The organism is Sphingopyxis sp. 550A (genome assembly GCF_053569535.1).
In genome coordinates, this window is record NZ_CM131615.1 from 729,857 (window position 1) to 751,593 (window position 21,737).

The window sequence follows — 21,737 nt, forward strand, 5'->3', positions numbered from 1 at the left end:
TGTCGGGCAGTTAGTTGACTCCCACCCCCACCACGATATGACAACGCTGTCTGAAAGGGGAATCATGCCGCAACTGCTCGTCCTTCAATCGGTCTGGGGACTCGACCAATGTCCCGGCTTCGACATCGAAAACCGTCTCGACGATGCGCTCGAACAGGTCGTCGCGGCGGGGTTCGATGGCGTCGGGACCAACCTCGCGCGCATCGCGCGTACCGATGGCGTCGCGCGCGTCCTGAACCCGCGCGGCCTTGCGTGGGAGGGGCAGGTGCTCGTCCACGACGCCGATCAGCTCAGTCACTGGATCGGCGAGGCGCAGCGGCTCGGCGCGCATCATCTCAACGTCCAGATCGCGGGTCCGACGGCCGATTTCAGCGCCGCGCTGCGGCTCGTCGACAGCCTCTCCGCGGCGGCGAAGGACGCGCCGCTGCCCGTCTGGTTCGAGACCCATCGCGGCCGCCTCACCAACGATCTCCTCTTCACCCTGCGGCTGATCGAGGAACGCCCGGGCCTGCCGCTGACCGCCGACCTCTCGCACTATCCGGTCGCGGGCGAGATGGAATTGCCGCTGCGCGGCGACCAGCTCGCGGCGATCGAGACGATCCTGCAGGGGAGCCACAATTTCCACGGCCGCGTCTCGACGACGCACCAGGTCCAGGTCGCGCTGGACGCGCCGCAGCACAAGGGCTGGCTCGACCAGCATGTCGCCTGGTGGCGCCGCGGTTTCGAGCTGTGGCTCGAACAGGCGCGCGAGGGCGATGCGCTGACCTTCATGTGCGAACTCGGCCCGCCGCCCTATGCGATCACGACGCCCGACGGCCGCGAACTGACGAACCGCTGGGACGAGGCGCAACGGATGCGCGACATCGTGCGCGGGCTGTGGCGGGAGGTGAGCGGGGCCTAGCCTTGTGCCCCTGCGAAGGCAGGGGCCCATCACCGGCCCTCTCGTTGTCAAGCAACCCGTGGTGCAGAATACGCGCGTTCGGTGATGGGCCCCTGCCTTCGCAGGGGCACAAGGAAGGTGGTATCTCACACCATCACCGCCGCCCGCCACTGCGCAAACGCCGCATCGGCCTCGTCGCGCCCGACTTTCGGCAGGAACTCCGCGTCATATCGCGCCAGCCGCTGAAGGTCGCTTTCCCCGAACAGCCCCGCGCCCATCCCCGCCGCCAGCGCCGCGCCATAGGCGCTCGCCTCGCGCACCGCGTGGCGCCGCACCGGGCGCTGCAAGGCATCGGCCTGCAACTGCATCAACGTATCGCTCGCCGACAGCCCGCCCGCGACGGGCAGCGCCTCGGGCACCGGAAGCGCGTCGGCGATCACCTCGGCGATCTCGCGAAAGCGAAAGGCGATGCCCTGCAACGCTGCCCGCGCGACCTCGGCCGGTCCATCGGCAAAGCTCAGCCCCGCGATCAGTCCGCGCGCCTCGAACAATCCATGCGGTGCCCCCATGCCCGCCAGCGACGGCCGGACCACGACGTTCCCTGCCGTACTCACCGAAGCCGCCGCCGCTTCCATCGCCGCCGGCGACGCGAACAGTCCCAGCCCGCCGCACAGCCACTCGATCAGCGATCCGGTCGTGTTCACCATCCCCTCGACGCAGAAGCGCCGCTTGCCGCCCGCAAAAGCCAGCGCCTCGGCGGGCATGGATCGATGCACCTCCTGCGGCGCGTCGCCGGTTCCCGCCATCAGCACGCCCGAGGTGCCGTAAGTCGCTTTCCAGTCGCCGCGCGCCAGCGCGCCATGCGCGACCATCGCCGCCTCCTGATCGGCGATCAGCGCGGTGATCGGCACCCGAGCGCCGAGCACGGCGCGGTCGGTTTCGGCGATCGTGCCCCAGCTTTCGACCTGCGCCGGGAACAGGCTCGCGGGCAGGCGCTGGTGCGCCAGCAAGGCCGCGTCCCACCCGCTCCCGCGTGCAAAATCATAATAGCCCGTCAGCCACCCCGCCGAGGCATCGGTGACATGCGCGCCGCTCAGCTTGTAGGTCAGCCAGCTATCGAGCGTTCCCCATTGCAAGTCCTTGGGATCGCGCCCCGACAGTGCGATCGCCGCGGGCAGCTTGGCGGAGGGCACCTGCGGCCAGGCGGTGAAGCCCGCCGCGCGCAGCGCCTTATATTCGTTCATCCCGCGCAGGTCGCTCCACACCAGCATCGGCGCGACCGGCTCGCCGCTCGCGCGATCCCACAGGACCACGCTTGCGCGCTGCGTCGTCACGCCGATCGCGGCGACGTCGGCGATGCCGCGCCCGGCGGCGGCCAGCGCGCCATCGATCACCGCGCGGCAGATCTCCCACACCGCGCCGGCGTCCTGCTCGACCAGTCCGGGGGCGGGAAAGCGGCTGGCGATCGGCCTTTTGTCGACGCCCAGGACCGCGCCGGTCGGATCGACCAGCATCGCGCGGGCGCCCGTGGTGCCCGCATCGAGCGCGAGGAGGAGGGAGCCGTCCTTACTCACTGACCCATCTTATTCCGCATCCCCGAGCGAAGACGAGGGGCTTGTTCGAGCGAAGCGAGAACCTGCACCGTCGCTGCCTCGACTTCGCTCGGCATGGCCCCTCGACTTCGCTCGGGGAGACGGGGTGTATGGATGCCCTGTTCACGCATCGGGTATCAGATTGCCCGGATTCATGATCCCCTCCGGATCGAGAGCCTGTTTCACCCGCCGCAACAACGCAACGCCGCTCTCGCCCAAGTCATGATGCAGATACGGCTTTCTCAGCCGCCCCGCGCCATGATGGTGCGCGACCCCGCCGCCATGCTTCGCGGTGGCTTCCATGATAGCGCGCCAGCCCGCGAAATAGGCGGGTTCCATCTTCGCGCTGTCCTCGAAGGTCGCGGCGAAGCTGAAATAGAGGTTGATCCCCGATCGATAGACATGGCTGCTGTGCGCCGACGCGTTGATGACGCCGGGGATCGCGTTCAGCGCCGCGATGCTGTCGTCATAGATCGCGCCGATCTCGCTCCAGCGCCCCGAAATCTCGACCGTGTCGGCGACATAGCCGCGCTCGAACATGTCGCGCCAGCTCGGCACATGGTTGCGCTTTTCGATCCATTGCTTCGCCGCCATCGGATCGCCCGCCTCAAGCCCCGCAGCGGCGCAAATCTCGTGCATCGCCGCCAGCTCGACGTCGACACGGGCTTTCGGGCCTTCATGGACCATCAGCAGCATTGCCTTGCCGCCCTGTTCATAATCGCGGAACAGCCGCCGCACCTCGCGTCCGTCATATTGGCGCATCACCGGCGGGCGCCAGTCGGCGCGGACGATCCGCCGCTGCGCCTCGAACCCGGCGCGCATGTCGTTCGCATAGAAGATGCTGTAATCGCGGTGCGGCGCCTTCGCGCGTAGCGAGAAGGTCACGCCGGTGATGACGCCCATCGTTCCTTCGGCGCCCATCAGCAGGTGGCGAAGATCGGGTCCGGCGGCGGCGCGCACCGCCTTGCCCAGCGTTACCAGTTCGCCGTTCGGCAGCACCGCCTCGATCGAATGGATGATGTCCTCGATATTGCCATAGGCGGTCGAAAATTGCCCCGAGGCGCGCGTCGACACCCAGCCGCCGACGCTGCTGATCGCGATCGACTGCGGCCAGTGACCGATCGTCAGGCCGTGGACCGCGACCGCTTCTTCGGCTTCCATGCCGTTGAGTCCGGCATCGAAGCTCGCCAGCAGATCGTCGCTGTCGATGAAGCGGACCCGGTTCATCGCGCTCATGTCGAGCAGGATCGCGTCCGGCGTCGGCTCGATCCCGCCGCACACCCCGCTGCCGAGGCCATAGGGGATCAGCGGCACGCGGCGCTCGCCGGCAAGGCGCACGACCTTCTGCACATCCTCCACCGATTGCGGCCGCACGACGCAGCCGGGCGCGGGCACGCCTTCGCCGCGCCAGTCGCGCAGATGCTTGACGGCCCACTGATCGTAACGCCGCGCATTCAGCGCATCGGCGTCGCTCGCGACGCGATCGGCGCCGATGGCGCTCGCTAGGGCTTCGGCAATCGAACTCATCTCACTCTCCCAAAAGCCTGCGGCTCTCATCGTTGATCCGCCGGCAATGCGCGATCTCGGCCGCCTTGGCGGCATCATCCCATCCGAGCAGCGCGCCCATCGCCTCGGCGGCGGGCGCCAGCGCGGCAAGACCCGCGCCTTCGTCGAACCAGGCGCGTGCGCTGCGCCGCACCCAATAATCCTCGAGCCGCGCCGCGCCTTCGTGCGTCACCGCGCGCGCCGCTTCGGCGGCGACGTCGCCGCCCGCGATCAGTATCTCGTTGGCTTCGTCGCCATAAAGCCCGGCCAGCCGTTCGGCCGCCAGCGGATCTAGCCCCGCCAGCCGCACCTCGCGCGACCCGCCCGGCAGCGACACTTCGGCGGTCGAACAGGGCAGGGCGTTCCTGCCCAGCCGCTCGACCACCAGATCGACGACGCGTTCGGCCATCGCGCGATAGGCGCTGAGCTTGCCCCCCGCGATCGAGACGAGTCCGTTCGGCGAGGTCCATATCTCGTCCTTGCGCGACACCTCGTTCGCTTTCTTCCCCGGCTGCGCGATCAGCGGCCGCACCCCCGACCATAGCGAAACGATCTCGGCATCCCCGATCGGGTCGATGCTCAGCGCCGCTTCGGTGGCGCGCAGCAGATAGTCGATGTCCGCGCGCGTCGGCGCGGGCCAGTAATCGGCGCCGTCGTGGAAGACGTCGGTCGTGCCGATATAGGTGAAGGCGCCGCGCGGCACCGCGAAGATGCTGCGCTTGTCGGGCGCGCGGATGATCAGGGTCGCGTTGATGGGAAGCCGCTCGCGCGGCAGCACCAGGTGGATGCCGCGGCTCAGCGACAGCCGCGCATCGCCTTCGCCCGCCTCCAGGGAGCGCACCGAGTCGACCCACGCGCCCGCGGCGCTGACGACTAGCTTGGCTCTGATCCGCGCGCCGAGACTATCGCCCAGCGACGATGTTGCGACCAGCCCGTCGTCCGTCAGGTCCGACGCCGCCGCATGATTGATCACCACCGCGCCCGCACCCTGCGCGCTGCGGATATTGGCGAGCACGAGCCGCGCATCGTCGGTCAGGAATTCGGGGTATAATACCGCACCATTCAGCCGGTCGGTGCGCATCAACGGCTCGCGCGCCTGCAATTCGGCGAGGCCGATCACTTCATGCTTCTCGGCCTCGGGCACCCCGCCCAATTTCTCGAAAGTCCACAGCCCCGTCCGCAGCTTCGCGGTCATCGCCATGTTCGTCGTCGGGATCAGGAAAGGCGACAATCTCGTCAAATGCGGCGCGATCCCCCGCAACACCTGCCTTTCCGACGCCGCTTCCTTGACCAGCGCGATGTCGCCCTGTGCCAGATAGCGGAGACCGCCGTGGATCATCTTCGACGACCGGCTGCTCGTCCCGCTCGCATAGTCGCGCGCCTCGACCAGCGCGACCGACAGCCCGCGCATCGCCGCATCGCGCGCGATCCCGGCACCGGTGATCCCGCCGCCGATCACCGCAAGGTCGAAGGTGCGCGCTTCGAGTTCGGCAAAAGCCTGGCGCCGCGTCCGCGCGTCGAGTTGGGTGCTGCTCATGGCGTCACGCTAAGCGCATCACAGCGGCATTGGTATTGCATAATGGGAATGATATGGTGCGCGCCATGAACCTCCGCCGCCTTCGTCATTTCGACACGCTCTACCGTCTCGGCAGCTATGCGCGCGCCGCCGACGAACTCGGCCTGACGCAATCGGCGCTGACCCGGTCGATCCAGAAGCTCGAGGAGGAGCTGGGCCGGGCCCTGTTCGACCGTACCACGCACTATGTGCGCCCGACGAGCGATGCCGACCGTCTGATCCGCTCGGCGCGCGACGTCATCGCCGCCTCGGCGAACCTCGAACAGGAAGCGCGCGGGCTCGGCCAGCCGAGCAGCGGCACCGTCGCGGTCGGCGCCGGTCCCTATCCGCTGCAACCCCTGCTCACCGACGCGATCGCGCGCTTCGCCAAGGGGCATCCGGGCGTTCGCGTCATCGTTACCGGCGGGCCGTCCGAGCAATTGCTCGAAACCCTCGTCGACCGCCGCCTCGATCTCGTCGTCTGCAATCGCGCGAAATTCGCCACGTCCGCCCACGCCGGCGAAGTGCTGTGCATCCCGCTGCCGCCCGAGCCGCTGGTGCTCGTTTGCGCGCCCGATCACCCGCTCGCGCGGGGGGAGGGCGACAGTGGCGATTTTCCCTGGGCGCTCCCGCGCCCCGCGCCGGGCAGCAATTTTCCGCGCGCGATCCGCATGCGCTTCGCCGCCGGACAGTTCCCCGATTACGAACTCGATTCCACCGCCGCCTGCCTCGACATGGCGCGCAGCGGTCGCGCGATCACCGTCGTGCCGCGGCGTCTTGCGCTGCGCAGCGGCCTCGCGATGATCGCCCTCCCGCCGTCGGAGGTCACCCGCGACGCCATCCACCTCCTGCGCAACCGTAGTCGCAGCGCGCTCGTCGCCGCCTTCGTCGCGGTGCTCAAGGATGTCGCTCAGGCCGAAGGGATCCCGGCGAACAGCGCGGCGTCCGGCGACCCGGCGCGATAAAAGACCGGCGGCTCCCCAAACGGCGCCGCCACGGTCACGTCGCTGCCGCCCGCATAGACTTTCTTCGACCAGACATGCACCCATTCGGCCCCCGCGGGCAGATAGGTCGTCCATTCGCGTTTTCCCGCCGCGATCACCGGCGCGACGAGCAGGTCGGGGCCGAGCAGATACGACGTCTGGATCGCATAGGTCTCCGCGTCGTCTTCGAAATGCAGGAACAGCGGCCGCTGCACCGGCAACCCCGTCTCCGACGCTTCCCGCGACAACCGCCGCAGATAGGGCGCCAGATGCGCGTAAATCCGCGTCATCTTCGCGAAATGCGCGAGCAGTTCGGGACTGTCGTCATATTGGACATTCTGCCGCGGCCGGTTGCCCTCGTGCGTGCGGATCATCGATGTGAAGGCCGACATCTCGGCCCAGCGCATCGCCAGCTCGGCATCGCGCACCGTGTCGAACAGGCTCGTATAGCCGCCGCAATCGCTGTGATGATGCGCATTGCCCAGCATCCCCGCCGACAGCGCCGCGCAGATCACCGTGCCGATCCCGTCGTGGCGGCTGAAATCGACCGCCTGGTCGCCCGCCCACAGCATCGGACAATGCCCCTGCACCCCGGCGGCGCCCGAGCGCATGAACACCATCATCTCGCCCGTCTGCCCGCGTCCTGCGATCCCCTTCGCATTCACCTCGCCCCACAGCGCCGGCCAGCGGTTGTGCGCGGTCATCCCGCTCTCGCCGTTCGCCAGCCGCACGTCGACGGGCAGATATTCGCCGAAATCGGCCATCCAGCCCGACAGGCCGAAATCGATCATCTTCTCGCCGATGATCGTGTCGGCGAACCAGTCCGCCGCCGCCGGATTGGTGAAGTCGACATGCGCGCAGTCGAACTCGCCGAAATCGATGACATAAGGCTCGTCGCGGTCGGGCCGCATCACCAGCAGGCCCCGCGCTGCCGCCTCGGCATAGAGCGGTCCGTCGACCGCAAGATAGGGATTCACATAGCCGAGGAAGCGAATGCCGCGTTCGCGCAGCTCCGCGATCTGCGCCGGCAGATCGGGATAGCGGTCCGCATTCCACTGCCAGTCCCAGAAGAGGCGATTGCCGAAGCTGGTGATGCGCAGGCCGACCCAATCCTCGCACCACAGCCCCGACACCGCGACCCCGGCGTCCTCAAAGGCTTTCAGGCGCGTAAAGCTCTCGTCGCCGTCCTTGAGCCCGATCACCGCGCCTTTCAGCAGCCATTCGGGCAGCGGCGGCTGGCGCCCGAACCGCGCCGACAGCGCCGAGACGAGGTCGGTGAAACGCGGGCGCGCCCACAACTCGATCCGCGCCGGAATCTCCCACACCTCGACTTCGTGGAAATCGGCATTGCGAAAATCGAATGCCGCATAGGCGAAGCTGTCGACGTGCAGCGCATAGCGCCGCGAACTCACATAGGTCGGCTGCGGATAATTGGTGTGGGCATAGCCGCCGCCGCCGCCCTTGCGATGCGCCTCGACCTGCCGGAACAGGGAGGACGAGGGGTCGCGGCCGTTGCCGGGCTCGCTCGACCACAGCGGAAAATGCCGCCCGCGCAGGTCGAAATAGGAGAATTGCTCGCCGCCGCCCCACACATGCTCGCCCACCTCCGCGGGAACGCGCAGCCATAGCCGGTTGAGCGCCGGGTCGAGCGCCTTCAGCGCGATCGCCGCGTCGTTGCCGTCGTCCGACACCGCCGCTTCGAGCAGCCACGGCGCGCCTTCGCTTTCGGCAAAGCGCACGATATCGCCCTGAACCTCGGCATAGGCCAGCGCCCGCCGTTCGATCACGTCCTGCGTTACGTCGAAATGGCCGAGCGCCCCGTGGACATGTGGCTCACCGCGCCCGACGAAAAAACAGGGGGCATCCGCGCGGTGCGACAGGATCGTCCGCCCGCCGACGCGGAGAGCAAAGCCGGTGTCGAGCGCGTCGAGCGCCATGGGCGAATATCCTTTCATCGCGAATCTTTGATCGTCGCCCCTATCCTGAGCGCCGCCGCAGGCGGCGTCGAAGGGCGGGGCGACGATTATATTATTGCCATGTGCCCGGCAAAATTCGCCCCGCCGCGCGATGTGGACGGACCGCGCGGCGGGGCAGGGGCCTTAGAAGTTCACGCGTCCGGTCACGCCGACATAGCGTTCGGCATCGCGCGGGGTGATTTGGCGCATGAACGAGGTGCCGTTCGGGATGCGCTGGATGACGAACTGCTTGTCGGTGATGTTCTTGACCAGGAACGACAGCGCATATTTGTCGTCGGCGGTACGCAGCGTGATCCCCGCATCCCAGATCGCATAGGGGCTCTGAAAGGCGTTGGGGTTCTGGTTGATGTCGAAATTGGTCTTGCTCTGATAGGTGAGCGAGCTGTTCAGATCGACATTGAAGCCGTCGAGGTTCAGCGGCAGGCGCCAGTCCATCGTCACCGTGCCCTTGTATTTGGGGGCAAAGGGCAACGGCTTGCCGTTGATCGCATCGGCGCAGGTCACCGCCGCGCCGACCGGGCAGATGAAGGTGTTGATGTGCGCGTCGGTGTAGTTGAAGCCGCCCGAAAGCTGGAAATCGTCGGTGATCGCGGCGTTGAAATCCATCTCGATGCCGCGCGTCGACACCGAACCGGCGTTGGTCAGGCGGGTAACGACCTGCCCCGCGACGATGTCGAGGAAGTTCGCCTGATAATTGTCGTACTTGGCATAGAAGGCCGCAAGGTTCAGCGTCAGCTTGCGGTCGAACAGCCGCATCTTGAGCCCCGCCTCATAGGCATTCGACTTTTCGGGGTCGATCCGGCCGGTGTCGCGCGCCTGCATGTTGAAGAAGACGTTGAGCGCCGGTCCCTTGTAGCCGCGGGTGTACATGCCATAGGCCATGATGTCGTCGGTCACGTCATATTGCAGCCCGGCGTTGCCCGACCAGCCATGATCCTTGATCGAACCGTCGGCGCTGAAGGCCGGGTTCACCCCGCTGAACGCGGTCGTCTGGGTCGAGGTGCGCGCGAAGTCATAGCTGACCTTGTCCTCGGTATAGCGCAGACCCAGGATGCCGCGGAACGCGTCGGTGAAGTTGAGCGTGCCCTGGCCGAACGCCGAATAGCTGGTCAGCGTCGTCGTGAAATCGGCGTTGCCCTCGTTCGTCGTATAGGTCGACGACCCGGCCGCGCACGGCGTCAGCCCGCCCACGGCCGGCAGCGTCGAGGCGGTGCAGGCGGTGACCGTGCGGTTGAAGAAGTCGACCTCCTTCGTGTGGTAATAATAAAGGCCCGCAACATATTCGAAGAATTGCGGGTTCGACGAGGCGATACGCAATTCCTGCGTGAACTGGTCGAACTTCAGGTCGCCGCGGTCGTGCGAAAGCACGTCGCCCGACGCGGTGCCGGTGTTGACGTAGGAGGGCGCGTCCGAGCGGAAATCGCCGTCGCGGACCTGGAAATTATACCAGTGGCGATAGGCGGTGATCGAGGTCAGCGTCACGCCGCCGAAATCATAGTCGATCTGCCCCGACACGCCGCTGTTCTTGTCCTTGGTATAGGGGTCGAGGTCGTTGTCGATGTTCTTGTTCTTGCCGTCGAGCGTCAGCGGCGCGAGGCTCGGCTTGAACACCGCATCGTTGAACGCGGAGGAAAAGACGGTGCCGATGCTGTCGGCATAGCCATTGTCGCTGTTCTTCGAATAGTCGGCGATCAGCGTGATCTTCAGCGCGTCGGTCGGCTCGGCGATCAGCTTGCCGCGCACGCCCCAATGCTCATATCCGTTGATCTTGTGGCCGTTGAACACGTTGCGGCCGTTGCCGTCATATTGCGACCAGAAGCCGGTGAGCGATGCCTTGACGCCGTCGCCGAGCGCGCCGCCGACGCTGCCGCGGATGCGATATTCATTGCCCTCGTACCAGGCGGCGTCGACATAGCCGCCGAGCGCGTCGTCGGGTTCGCGCGTCACGATGTTGATCACGCCCGCGCTGGCGTTCTTGCCGAACAGGCTGCCCTGCGGCCCGCGCAGCACTTCGATGCGCTCGACATCGAGGAAGTCCGACGTCTGCTGCCCGGTGCGGGCATAGACGACGCCGTCGATCACCGTCGACACCGACGGTTCGACCCCCGACGAGAAACTGATCGTGCCGACGCCGCGGATCGACAGCGCCGAATCCTTGTTGGTGTTGCCCTTGCGGAAGGTCAGCGTCGGGACGCGCTGGAAAAGCTGTTCGGCCGAATTGACGTTGGCGCGCTCGAGCATGTCGCCCGAGACGACCGAGATGGCGACGGGCACGTCCTGCAGATTCTGCGCGCGCTTTTGCGCGGTGACGATGATGTCGTTGTTGGCGAAGGGTGCGTCGGCTGCTGCCGCGGCTTCCTGCGCGGCGGCGGGCGCGGCCAAGGCCGCGGCGCCCAGCACGGACGACAGGAACAACGATTTTTTGAACGGCGAAAACTTCATTTCATCCTCCCCAAGAAGCGGCAGCGGATCTGCGTCCGCTCGTGCATCGAGTAGGAGGCTCGGCAGGCCTCCTAATATCTACTCATTCAATTGACAATATGGTCAATCTGCCAGCGTAGGGATGACCGCTAAAATCATTGCAGTCCAATCGAGAAATATCGGTAGATTATGTCCAAATGCTATGGCTTTATTGACCAGCAGCTAAGGACCGAAAACCGAGCCATCCTTTGTCGTCATCCCGGGCTTGATCCGGATGATGAGAGTCTGAAAGCGACCGATTGCGGACGCCCGACCTCTCCTGACTTTGTCATCCCCGCGAAAGCGGGGACCCAGAGCGCGCGTCGGCTAACCCCACACTGGGTTCCCGCTTTCGCGGGAATGACGAAGGTGGGGAGGGGCGGCTCCCCACCCCAAACCCGCCATCCCAACTAACCTGCCGCCACGACCTTCCGCACATGCGCCAGGCACGCGGCGGTCTCGCGCGCGACGTCGGCGTTCAGCCAGGCGACGATCTCGGGCGTCGGGCCGATGTCGGGTTCGAGCAGGCCGAAGTCGAGTTCGACCGGCGGAGTGAAGGGGCGGATCGCGACGCCCAGCCGGTGGAACAGCGGCGCGCTGAACGGCTCCGCGATCGATATGCCGAGCCCCGCCTCGACGAACGCATAGAGGGTATGCGACTGTTGCGTCTCGAGCCGGCGCGAGATCGCGACGCCCGAGGTTTCGAGCACGACGTCGATCCCGTTCCACAGCGCGTCGGCCTCGTGCATCGGGCCGATGAATTCCTCGCCCGCCAGATCCTCGACCGTCAGCCGCTCGCGTGCCGCCAGCGCATGGTTCGCGGGAAGCACGCCGACATATTCGGCGCGCGCCAGCGGGGTCGACCGGATGCCCTCGCGGCCCGGCACGTCGATCCCGATGCCCAGATCGGCCTGCCCCAGGAACACCCGCTCCTCGATCGCGCGCTGGCCGAGCGATTCGACCGTGATCTTGATCTCGGGATAGAGGATGCGGAAGCGCGCGATCACCGCGGGCAGGATCGCCGTCGCGATCGCCGCCAGCGCCGCGATCCGCACCGTGCCGACCGGATGCGCGCGGATGCGCCGCGCCGCCTGGTCGAGCAGGTCGAGCCCGGCATAGCTTCGCCGCACCGCTTCATAGAGCGCCTGCGCCTGCGCGGTCGGGTGGACGCGCGCGCCGCGCCGGTCGAACAGGCGAAAGCCGACCGCGCGCTCCATGTCGGCGATCAGCCGGCTCACCGACGGCTGGCTGATGTTGAGCATCGTCGCGGCGGCGGTGATGCCCCCGCTCATCATGACGGCGCGAAACGCCTCGACCTGTCTCATCCGCATAAGCCATAGTATAGACGTATGACCGTTGGATGCAATTCGATTGGATGCGATGGATAATATTGCGCTACGTGGCACCTTAGACAACATCGGGAGAGTGAAGATGGATTTCTCCGCCCAGCGCGAACAATTCGCCACCGAAGGCTATGCGGTCTTCGAACGCATCCTCGAAGGCCCGCTTCTCGACCTGCTGCGCGAGGAATGCGGCCGCGTCATCGAACGCGAGGACGCCCGCCTCGACGCGCTCGGCGTCGAGGTCGACGGCATCAGCCACAAGGGCAAGCGCTATTTCGCCGGCGAATGCCAGCGCCGGCAGCCCGACCTGCGCCGGATGCTGTTCAGCGAGACGATGGCCGACATCTGCCGCGCGACGCTCGGCGACGATGCCTATTTCTTCTACGACCAATATGTCGTCAAAGGCGCCGACAAGGGCATGCCGTTCAGCTGGCATCAGGATTCGGGCTATGTCGTCGGCAACGGCGGCCCCGCCGATCACAAGCCCTATCTCACCTGCTGGTGCACGCTCGATGACACGACGGTCGCGAACGGGACGGTGCGCATCCTGCCCTTCTCGCAGGCGCCCGGAACGCGCGAGGGCATCGTCCCGCACAGCCGCCAGCCGGGCAGCAACGACCTTGTCGGCTATACCGGCGACAGCGAGGGGGTGACGCTCGAAGTCCCGGCGGGCAGCGTCGTCGCTTTCTCCAGTCTTGCGCTCCATGCGACCGGATCGAACTCGACCCCGAACATGCGCCGCGTCTATCTGGCGCAATATTCGCCCGAGCCGATTCTCAATCCCGGCACCAATCACCTGCGCCGCAACGCCATCGCCTTCCTGCGCGGCGGCAGCCAGGTCACGTTCAATTGACAGGATGGGCAACTGACGGGGCGGGGCAGGTGACGGGCACGCGCCCGCGCATCGTCGCGCTCGGCGGCAACGCGACCGCCGGCGGTTCGGCCGAGCGGCTGCTGCGCCACGCGCTCGCGTGCTGCGAGGCGCGGGGCGCCGACAGCCTGCTGCTCGCGGGCGATGCGATCGACCTTCCGCTCTATGCGCCGCACCTCAGCGAACGCTGCGACAAGGCGCGGGCGCTGGTCACCGCGCTTCGCGGCGCCGACGGGGTCATCGTCGCGTCGCCTGCCTATCACGGCACCGTGTCGGGGGTGGTGAAAAATGCCCTCGACTATGCGCAGGATCTGGTTGCCGACGCGCAGCCCTATTTCGACGGCCGCGCCGTCGGGCTGATCGCGGTCGCGGGCGGATGGCAGGCGGCGGGCAGCACGCTTGCGACCTTGCGCTCGATCACCCATGCCCTGCGCGGCTGGCCGACGCCGATGGCGGTGACCGCCAATTCGAGCCAGCCGCTCTTCGACGCCGACGGTCTGCTCGTCGATCAGGCGATCGCGGCGCAGCTCGACATCATGACCGGCCAGGTCGTCGACTTCGCGCGGATGAAGCGTGCTTATGCCGACAATCCGCACAAGGCGGCCGCCTTCGCCTGAACGCCCTCAGCGGCAATGGTTCCACGCCGGGCCGCGGACCGCGCGTCCGGGCGTCGCGCCGCTATGCTCGCCATCCTTGAGCACCGCGACCCCGTTCACATAGACGTCGCGCATCCCGACCGCATATTGCTGCGGCTGTTCGAAGGTCGCGCGGTCGGCGATCGTCGCGGGATCGAACACCACGACATCGGCATAATAGCCGGGCTTCAGCGCTCCGCGTTCGGCAAGGCCGAGGTTCGTCGCGGGAAGCGAGGTGAGGCGGCGCACCGCTTCCTCGAGCGGGATCAGCTTCTCGTCGCGGACATAGCGGCCGAGCAGGCGCGCGACATTGCCGTAAGCGCGCGGATGCGTGCTCGATTTCAGGAACACGCCCTCGGGCGCCTGCGATTCGGCGTCCGAACCGAAGCTCATCCACGGCAGCTGGATCTGCTTGCGGACATTGTCCTCCGACATCAGGAAATAGATGGTGCCGACGCGCGAGCCGTCCTCGACGACCAGGTCCATCGCGGTTTCCTCAGGGGACTTGCCGCGCATCGCCGCGACTTCGGCAAGCGTCTTGCCGGTCAGCGGCTTGAGCGCGTCATTCTTGAAACCGGCGAGGATCATCTTGTCGGCGCCCGCGCCGAGATAGAGATTTTCCCAGTCGCTGCCGGGCTTCTGCATCTCGGCGGCGACGCGCGCGCGGATCGCGGGGTCTTTCAGCCGTTCGATCCACGCCTCCAGCCCGCCCGCCTGCACCCAGGTCGGCATCGCGGCGTCGAGCCCGGTCGCGCCGGCGGTATAGGTGTACATGTCGGTGGTGATCCGCAGCCCCTCGGCGCGGGCATCCTCGATCTTCTTGACGATGGCGTCGAGCTTGTCCCAATTGCCGCGCCCCGCCATCTTGAGGTGATAGATTTCGGCGGGCGCTCCCGATTGGCGCGCGATCTCGATCAGCTCGTCGACCGCTTCGCCGATCCGGTCGCCCTCCGAGCGCATGTGGCTGATATACATGCCACCGCATTTTCCGGCCTCGGTCATCAGCGCGACCAGTTCGGGGGTCTCGGCATAGGAGCCGGGCGCATAGATCAGCGAGCTGCCGACGCCGAGCGCCCCCTCGTTCATCGCCTGCCGGACGAGCAGTTTCATGCGGCCGAGCTGCTCGGGGTTCGGGTCGACGTCGCCTTCGCCCAGCTCGTGGACGCGCACCGTCGCGGCGCCGACGAAACTCGCGATGTTCGTCGCGATGCCGCGCTTTTCGAGATAGGTGAAATAATCGCCGAGGCTGGTCCATTCGATCGGATATTTGATGTCGCCCTGACGCTGGGTTTCCAGCGCCTTCATCGTCGCGTTCAGCGGTCCCATCGACCAGCCTTCGCCCATCACCTCCAGCGTGACGCCCTGCCGGATGTCGCTCTCGCTCCTCGGGTCGGCGATCAGCGATTCGGTTGCCCAGCTCAGCATGTTGATGAAGCCCGGCGCGACCGCCATGCCCGTGGCCGCGACTTCGGTCCGACCCTTGCCCGCGACCTTGCCGACCGTGACGATGCGGTCGCCCTTGATCGCCACGTCGCCGACGACCGGCGCCTTGCCCGACCCGTCGTAAAGTGTGCCGCCGCGGATCACGACGTCATAGGCGGGCTCGGCCGCCGATGCGGCCGCCGCGCCCGCGAGCAGCGCCAGCGCGAGGGTGAAGGTTCGACCGGGTGCCATGCGTCTCTCCTGTGTTTTTTTAGCAAATTTTAGCCGTGCAGGCTCATCAGCGAATCCATCAGGCCATCGTCGGCGCTCGAACAGACCCCCAGCACCAGCGCTTCCTCGCAGCCTTCGGCGACGACGTAAGCATGACCCATCGACGAATCGATGTAGATGCCCTGACCGACCTCGAGGGTGACGGGGTCGTAGAATTCGCTGTGCACTTCGATCCGTCCTTCGAGGACATAGATGAATTCCTCGCCCTGGTGGCGGACGAGCTCACCGAACTCGCGCGCGCTATGCGCGCGGATGCGGGTGACGATCGGGATCATCCGCTTCTGGCGAAGGTCGGTGCAGAGATAATGATAGTCGTAATTGTCGGTTGTGACCCGCGCCGCCCGGTCGATCGTTCCGATGCTGCGGCGGCCGGTGACGCGCGGCGCGCTTTCCTCCTCATCCTCGGCAAAAAGGTCCGACATGCGAATCTGGAGTCGCTGGCTGAGCTGCTGGAGCTTGTCGTAGCTGAGCGTCAGCCGGTCGTGCTCGACCTTCGACAGCGTCGATACCGGAATCCCCGACTTCGCGCTCATCTCCTTGAGCGTCCAGCCGTTTCGCGAGCGAATGCCGCGCATCACCGCGCCGAGCGTCGGCGGGCTGGGACGGTCCGCCATCAGTTCTTCCATTCCATATTTGACAATTTTCTAATCAGGATCATTATGTCCCCATTGGGTCAAGAGGTGCCGTCCCTTGGTAAGGGGTCGCGCGGCTTGCCGCAAGGGTCGGCAGACCCACCTGACAAAGAGGGGAAGAGGATGCGTTTATTTCACAAAGCCATGATCGGGCTTGCCGCGGTCGCGGCGGTTCCGCTCGCGGCGCAGGGCCCGGCCCCCGCGCCCGCCGCCAGGACGGTCGAAGCGCCGCCCTTGCCGCCGGCGAAACCCGCGCAAGCGGCGACGCTCAACGCGACCGATCTCGAAGCCTTTCTCGACGGCTTTCTGCCCTATGCGCTCGACCGCGCGCGCATTCCGGGGGCGGTCGTCGTCGTCGTGCGCGGCGACGGGGTCGTGCTCGAAAAGGGCTATGGCTATGCCGACGTCGCGACGCGCAAGCCCGTGTCGGCGGAAACCACGCTGTTCCGGCCGGGATCGGTGTCGAAGCTCTTCACCTGGACCGCGGTGATGCAGCAGGTCGAGGCGGGCAAGCTCGACCTCGACAAGGATGTGAACACCTATCTCGACTTCAAGATTCCGCCGTTCGAGGGCAAACCGGTCACGCTGCGCAACATCATGACGCACACCGCGGGCTTCGAGGAATCGGTTCGCTACCTGATCAGCAATGATCCGAAGGCGGTAATGCCGCTCAAGAAGCTGTTGCCGCTCGCGCTGCCCGAGCGTGTGTTCGCGCCCGGAACGACGCCCGCATACTCGAACTACGCGACCGCGCTGGCAGGCTATATAGTCGAGCGCGTCAGCGGCGAGCCCTTCGACGATTATATCGACAATCACATCTTCAAGCCGCTGGGCATGGCGCATTCGACCTTCCGCCAGCCGCTTCCCAAGGCGCTCGTTCCCGATATGGCAAGCGGCTATCCCGACATCACGCAGAAGGCGCGGCCGTTCGAGATCGTGACTCCCGCGCCCGCGGGCAGCCTGTCGGCGAGCGGCGCCGACATGGGCAAGTTCATGATCGCGCATCTGAATGGCGGCGCGGGGCTGCTGAAGCCCGAAACCGCGAAGATGATGCACGACTACAAGGCGCCCGGCGTCGGCCCGCTCAACAGCATGGCGCTCGGCTTCTACGAACAATGGGTCAACGGCCACCGTGCGATCGCGCACGGCGGCGACACCGTCTGGTTCCATTCCTATCTGTGGCTGTTCCCCGATGCCGATGTCGGCGTGTTCATCTCGATGAACAGCCCGGGCAAGGAAGGCGGCGCGGGCGCGGTGCGCAGCGCGCTGTTTCATGAATTCGCCGACCGCTACCTGCCCGGCCCCGCGCCGACGGGTCGGGTCGACGCGAAGACCGCGAAGCAGCACGCCGAAATGATGGTCGGCCATTATGTCACCAGCCGCGGGTCGTTCACCAACTTCATGAGCCTGTTCGGCCTGCTCGGCCAGCCGACGGTGACGCTGACCGAGGACGGCAAGATCAGCGTGCCGGGGCTCGAAGGTCTGAGCGCCGGCGCGCGCGACTGGGTGGAGGTCGAGCCCTTCGTCTGGCGCGACGCCGCCACCGGCGAACGCCTCGCCGCCGACGTCAAGGACGGCAAGGTCGTGCGCTGGAGCCTCGACGCCGGATCGCCCTTCATGGTCTTCGATCCCGCGCCGGCCGGCACCAATGCGGCGTGGCTGATGCCTGCGCTGATCGCGGCGCTCGGCATCGCGCTGCTTGCCGCGCTCGCCTGGCCGGTGCGCGCACTGGTGCGGCGCAGCTTCGGCGCGAGTTTCGCGCTCGATGGCAAGCCGCTCCGTGCGTATCGCCTGTCGCGCGTCTTCGCGTGGCTGGCGCTGGCCGCGGTCGCGGGTTGGTTCGGTCTGATCGCGGCCTTCTCGGCCGATATCGGCAGCATCGGCGGGCCGCTCGACTGGCTGATCCAGTTGCTGCGCGTCCTGACGCCGCTCGCCGCCTTCGGGCTGCTGGCGACTGCCGTCTGGCACCTGTGGCTCAGCATCCAGGGCAAGCGCAAATGGACGATGAAGCTCGGCGCGGTGCTGCTGGTTCTTGCAGGACTGGTGCTCGTCTGGGTAACGCTCGCCTTCCATCTCTATGGCTTCGGAATGGTCTATTGATGAGGGCGCAGAACATCGGCGGATTGACGCTCGACCTTCGGGTCGAGCGTTTTCCCTATCACCAGCCGTTCCGCATCTCGGGCCATGTCTTCACCGAGACCGCGCTGCTCGTCGCCGAGCTGTCGGACGGCGAACATGTCGGGCGCGGCGAGGGGGCCGGGGTCTATTATCTCGGCGACGACGTCGACCATATGGTCGCCGAAGCGGCCGGGGTGCGCGGCGCGATCGAGCAGGGAGCGACGCGCGCGGACCTTCAGACCTTGCTGCCGCCGGGCGGCGCTCGCAACGCGCTCGACTGCGCTTTCTGGGAGCTCGAAGCGAAGCAGCAGGGGCGGCCGGTCTGGGATCTGGCGGGGCTGAATGCGCCGCAGCCGCTGCGCTCGACGCTGACGCTCGGCGCCGACGATCCGGATATCATGGCAAAGGCGGCGCTCGCGATCGATCCCGAGGCGCCGGTGAAGGTCAAGCTGACCGGCGACCTCGGCGACGACATCGCGCGCGTCGCCGCGATCCGCGCCGCGCGCCCCGATGCCTGGATCGGCGTCGATGCGAACCAGGGCTATGATGTCGGCACGCTCGCCGACCTGCTGCCGGTGCTCGCCGAGGCGCGCGTCGCGCAGCTCGAACAGCCGTTGAAACGCGGGCGCGAGGCCGATCTCGACGGGCTCAAGCGACCCTTGCCCTTCGTCGCCGACGAAAGCGCGCTGTCGCTCGCCGATACCGCCTCGCTCGTCGGGCGCTTCGACGTCGTCAATATCAAGCTCGACAAGTGCGGCGGGCTGACCGAGGGGCTCGCGATCGCGCGGCGGGCGAAGAGGCTCGGGCTCGACGTCATGGTCGGCAACATGATGGGCACCAGCCTGTCGATGGCGCCTTCCTATCTCGTCGGGCAGCTTTGCGACATCGTCGATCTCGACGGGCCGACCTTCCTCGCGTGCGATCGCGACCCCGGCGTCGTCTATCGCGGCGGCACGATCGATTGTCCGCCCGAAATCTGGGGTTGATGCAAATTTATGTCCTAAATGGGTTGACAATTTTCTGATTAGGACAATAGTCGAAAAACTGAAACATGAGATCGAAGGACGGGATGACAGGGTCATTCCCTACGGCGTGCCGCGCGACTTTCGCGGGCGGGTCTGGGGCGCGCATGGCCCGCATCGACGATCCGAGAAGGACATCATCACGGCCGCGCGGGGCGATTTCGCTTCCCGCCCGGCCAAGTCTTGGGGGTAGGACGATGAAGAAGGTCTTTTTGATGGCGGGTAGCCTGGCCGCGCTGGCGGTGGCGATGCCGGCCCATGCCGACGAAGCGGCCGGCGACGAACATGATATCGTCGTCACCGCGCAGAAGCGCGAGCAGCGGCTGATCGACGTGCCGCAGTCGGTGAGCGTCGTGTCCGGTGATGCGCTCGAAAATGTCCAGGCGACGAATTTTTCGGATTATCTGAAGCTCGTTCCCGGGCTTCAGCTCAACCAGACCACCGCCGGCTTCGGCCGCCTCGTGCTGCGCGGCGTCAACACCGGCAGCGTTGCTTCGACGGTTGCGGTCTATCAGGACGAAACGACCTTCGGGTCGAGCAGCGGGCTCGTCAACGGCGCGATCCTCGCGGGCGACTTCGACACCTTCGACGTCGAACGGATCGAGGTGCTGCGCGGTCCGCAAGGCACTATCTATGGCGCGAGCTCGATGGGCGGCGTGCTCAAATATGTGACGCGCAAGCCCGATACCAGCGGAGTCGAGGTCCGCGCGCGCGGCAGCGTCGAGACGGTCAAGGGCGGCGATGAATCCTATCTGGGCAGCGCGGTGGTCAATGTGCCGCTCGGCGATATGGTCGCTTTCCGTGCCTCGGGTTTCTATCGCGACTTCGGGGGTTTCATCGACTCGATCGGCACCGCGGGATCGGATGTCGAAAACGACATCAACAGTTCGAAAAGCTATGGTGGCCGCGCGTCGCTGTTGTTCAAGCCGAGCGAGAGTATCTCGATCCAGCTCAGCGCCTATCTCCAGAATCTGAAGACGCACGCCTCGAACAGCGTCGACAGCGACCCGTCGACCGGGCGGACGCTGTACGGCCGCCTGTCGCAGTCGCAGTTCGTTCCCGAATTCACCGATGTCCGCTACCGCGTCTACAGCGCCGTCGTCGACGCCGATCTCGGCTTTGCCAATCTGGTGTGGGCGACGAGCTACAGCAGTCTGTCGCAATCGTTCCGCGGCGATCTCACGACTCAATATGGTCCGTTGATCGAGGCCTTTTTCGGCGCGCCCAACGATTTCTATCAGGGGCAACTCACCCGCGTGCGGCGCTTTTCGCAGGAAATACGACTGCAGTCGCCCGAGAATGAGCATTTCGAATGGCTCCTCGGCGCCTATTACACGCGCGAGAAAGGGATCATCGATCAGACCTTCAACGCGGTGGAGCCGGGGACGCTGACCCCGATCGAGGATCTGCCGCTGCTCGGCATCGCGACGATCAACTCGCGCTATCGCGAGCTCGCGGGCTTCGCCAATGCGACGCTCCATCTCGGCGAGCGCTTCGACCTGACCTTCGGCGGCCGCTACAGCGGCAACAAACAGGTCGCGGATCAGGTGTCGGACGGCGTCCTCGCGGGCGGACCCAGCAAGCTGCCGAAGGCGCGCTCGTCCGAAAATGTCTTCACCTTCTCGGTCGCGCCGCAGTTCGAGGTCAGCGACCAGGCGACCATCTATGCCCGCGTCGCCAAGGGCTTCCGCCCCGGCGGCCCGAACGTACTCGCGCCGGGGGCGCCGCCCGAACTCGCCACCTATGGTTCGGACTCGCTCATCAGCTATGAGCTCGGCGTCAAGGCCGAAACGGTCGACCGCAGCTTCTCGATCGACATCGCCGCTTTCCATATCGACTGGAAGGACATTCAGGTCTTTGGCCAGGTCAATGATTTCGGCGTCAATTTCAACGGCGGCAAGGCGAAGAGCGACGGCCTGGAATTCACCACGACGCTGCGCCCGGTGGGCGGGCTGACCTTTTCGCTCAACGGCGCCTATACCAACGCCCGGCTGAAGGACGACACGCCGCCGCTGGTCGGCGGGCTCGCCGGCGATCGCCTGCCCTACACGCCCAAATACAGCATCGGCGCCAATGCCGATTACGAGTGGGAACTGGGCGGCGATGCCAAGGCCTATGCCGGGGCGTCGGTGCGCAGCCTGTCGAAACAGCCCGCGGGCTTCGATCTCGATTTCCGCACTGCCAACGGCCGGCAGCGCTATCTGCCCGCCTATGATGTCGTCGATTTGCGCGCCGGGGTCGATTTCGGCAAATATTCGCTCGAGCTTTATGCGAAGAATCTGACCGACAGCGAAGGCAAGACATCGCTCGAGGCGCCGGCCAATGTGCCGCTGGGCGCTGCGGGGACGGCGGTGATCCGGCCGCGCACCTTTGGCGTGACACTGACGGCCGGCTTCTGACGGCCGAGAGGAG

Annotated in this window: 15 protein-coding genes; 7 read left to right on the plus strand and 8 right to left on the minus strand. The window is 66.4% G+C overall.

From position 1 onward, the window contains the following. Nucleotides 1-64: 64 nt before the first annotated feature. Nucleotides 65-901, plus strand: coding sequence for a hypothetical protein (locus tag ACVENA_RS03590; RefSeq protein ID WP_449327679.1), 837 nt, complete (start codon nt 65-67; stop codon nt 899-901). Nucleotides 902-1,026: 125 nt separating this feature from the next. Here ACVENA_RS03590 and ACVENA_RS03595 read toward each other — a convergent pair whose 3' ends face one another. The 3 genes from ACVENA_RS03595 to ACVENA_RS03605 all read right to left on the minus strand — a co-directional run bounded on the left by ACVENA_RS03595 (nt 1,027) and on the right by ACVENA_RS03605 (nt 5,554). Then, on the minus strand, nt 1,027-2,454 hold the full coding sequence (locus tag ACVENA_RS03595; protein ID WP_449327680.1) for an FGGY family carbohydrate kinase: 1,428 nt from the start codon (nt 2,452-2,454) through the stop codon (nt 1,027-1,029). A 141-nt stretch (nt 2,455-2,595) separates the two neighbouring features. After that, nucleotides 2,596-3,999, minus strand: a complete 1,404-nt coding sequence (locus tag ACVENA_RS03600) for an FAD-binding oxidoreductase (RefSeq protein WP_449327681.1) — start codon at nt 3,997-3,999, stop codon at nt 2,596-2,598. 1 nt (nt 4,000) lies between these two features. After that, entirely contained in the window at nt 4,001-5,554 is a 1,554-nt protein-coding gene (locus ACVENA_RS03605; RefSeq protein WP_449327682.1) for a glycerol-3-phosphate dehydrogenase/oxidase, read from the minus strand. A gap of 65 nt (nt 5,555-5,619) precedes the next feature. Between ACVENA_RS03605 and ACVENA_RS03610 the strand changes: the two genes are divergently transcribed. Further along, complete coding sequence (locus ACVENA_RS03610; RefSeq protein WP_449327683.1) at nt 5,620-6,537, plus strand: LysR family transcriptional regulator; 918 nt, start codon at nt 5,620-5,622, stop codon at nt 6,535-6,537. On the opposite strand, the gene ACVENA_RS03615 is transcribed toward ACVENA_RS03610, so the two are convergent. The 3 genes from ACVENA_RS03615 to ACVENA_RS03625 form a co-directional block, all read right to left on the minus strand. Further along, nucleotides 6,483-8,492, minus strand: a complete 2,010-nt coding sequence (locus tag ACVENA_RS03615) for an alpha-glucosidase (RefSeq protein ID WP_449327684.1) — start codon at nt 8,490-8,492, stop codon at nt 6,483-6,485. The genes ACVENA_RS03610 and ACVENA_RS03615 overlap by 55 nt on opposite strands. A gap of 162 nt (nt 8,493-8,654) precedes the next feature. After that, nucleotides 8,655-10,973 carry a TonB-dependent receptor gene (locus tag ACVENA_RS03620; protein ID WP_449327685.1) on the minus strand — a complete coding sequence of 773 codons (2,319 nt, stop codon included), beginning with the start codon at nt 10,971-10,973 and terminating at the stop codon, nt 8,655-8,657. A 428-nt stretch (nt 10,974-11,401) separates the two neighbouring features. Continuing rightward, nucleotides 11,402-12,322, minus strand: a complete 921-nt coding sequence (locus ACVENA_RS03625) for a LysR substrate-binding domain-containing protein (protein ID WP_449327686.1) — start codon at nt 12,320-12,322, stop codon at nt 11,402-11,404. Nucleotides 12,323-12,422: 100 nt separating this feature from the next. Between ACVENA_RS03625 and ACVENA_RS03630 the strand changes: the two genes are divergently transcribed. Both ACVENA_RS03630 and ACVENA_RS03635 read left to right on the plus strand, forming a co-directional pair. Continuing rightward, nucleotides 12,423-13,187, plus strand: a complete 765-nt coding sequence (locus ACVENA_RS03630) for a phytanoyl-CoA dioxygenase family protein (RefSeq protein WP_257548212.1) — start codon at nt 12,423-12,425, stop codon at nt 13,185-13,187. A gap of 29 nt (nt 13,188-13,216) precedes the next feature. Next, complete coding sequence (locus tag ACVENA_RS03635; RefSeq protein WP_449327687.1) at nt 13,217-13,822, plus strand: NADPH-dependent FMN reductase; 606 nt, start codon at nt 13,217-13,219, stop codon at nt 13,820-13,822. A gap of 6 nt (nt 13,823-13,828) precedes the next feature. On the opposite strand, the gene ACVENA_RS03640 is transcribed toward ACVENA_RS03635, so the two are convergent. Both ACVENA_RS03640 and ACVENA_RS03645 read right to left on the minus strand, forming a co-directional pair. After that, on the minus strand, nt 13,829-15,514 hold the full coding sequence (locus tag ACVENA_RS03640; RefSeq protein WP_449327688.1) for an N-acyl-D-amino-acid deacylase family protein: 1,686 nt from the start codon (nt 15,512-15,514) through the stop codon (nt 13,829-13,831). Nucleotides 15,515-15,543: 29 nt separating this feature from the next. Next, nucleotides 15,544-16,167: a helix-turn-helix domain-containing protein gene (locus ACVENA_RS03645; protein WP_449327689.1), complete on the minus strand. Its 624-nt coding sequence runs from the start codon at nt 16,165-16,167 to the stop codon at nt 15,544-15,546. 162 nt (nt 16,168-16,329) lie between these two features. Between ACVENA_RS03645 and ACVENA_RS03650 the strand changes: the two genes are divergently transcribed. The 3 genes from ACVENA_RS03650 to ACVENA_RS03660 all read left to right on the plus strand — a co-directional run bounded on the left by ACVENA_RS03650 (nt 16,330) and on the right by ACVENA_RS03660 (nt 21,724). Then, nucleotides 16,330-18,285 carry a serine hydrolase domain-containing protein gene (locus tag ACVENA_RS03650; protein ID WP_449327690.1) on the plus strand — a complete coding sequence of 652 codons (1,956 nt, stop codon included), beginning with the start codon at nt 16,330-16,332 and terminating at the stop codon, nt 18,283-18,285. After that, a complete protein-coding gene (locus ACVENA_RS03655) occupies nt 18,285-19,289 on the plus strand; it encodes a dipeptide epimerase (RefSeq protein ID WP_449327691.1) in 1,005 nt (334 codons plus the stop codon). Before ACVENA_RS03650 ends, ACVENA_RS03655 begins: the two co-directional genes overlap by 1 nt. 233 nt (nt 19,290-19,522) lie before the next feature. After that, nucleotides 19,523-21,724 (plus strand): TonB-dependent receptor, encoded by a 2,202-nt coding sequence (locus tag ACVENA_RS03660; RefSeq protein WP_449327692.1) that lies wholly within the window; start codon nt 19,523-19,525, stop codon nt 21,722-21,724. Nucleotides 21,725-21,737 lie beyond the last annotated feature (13 nt).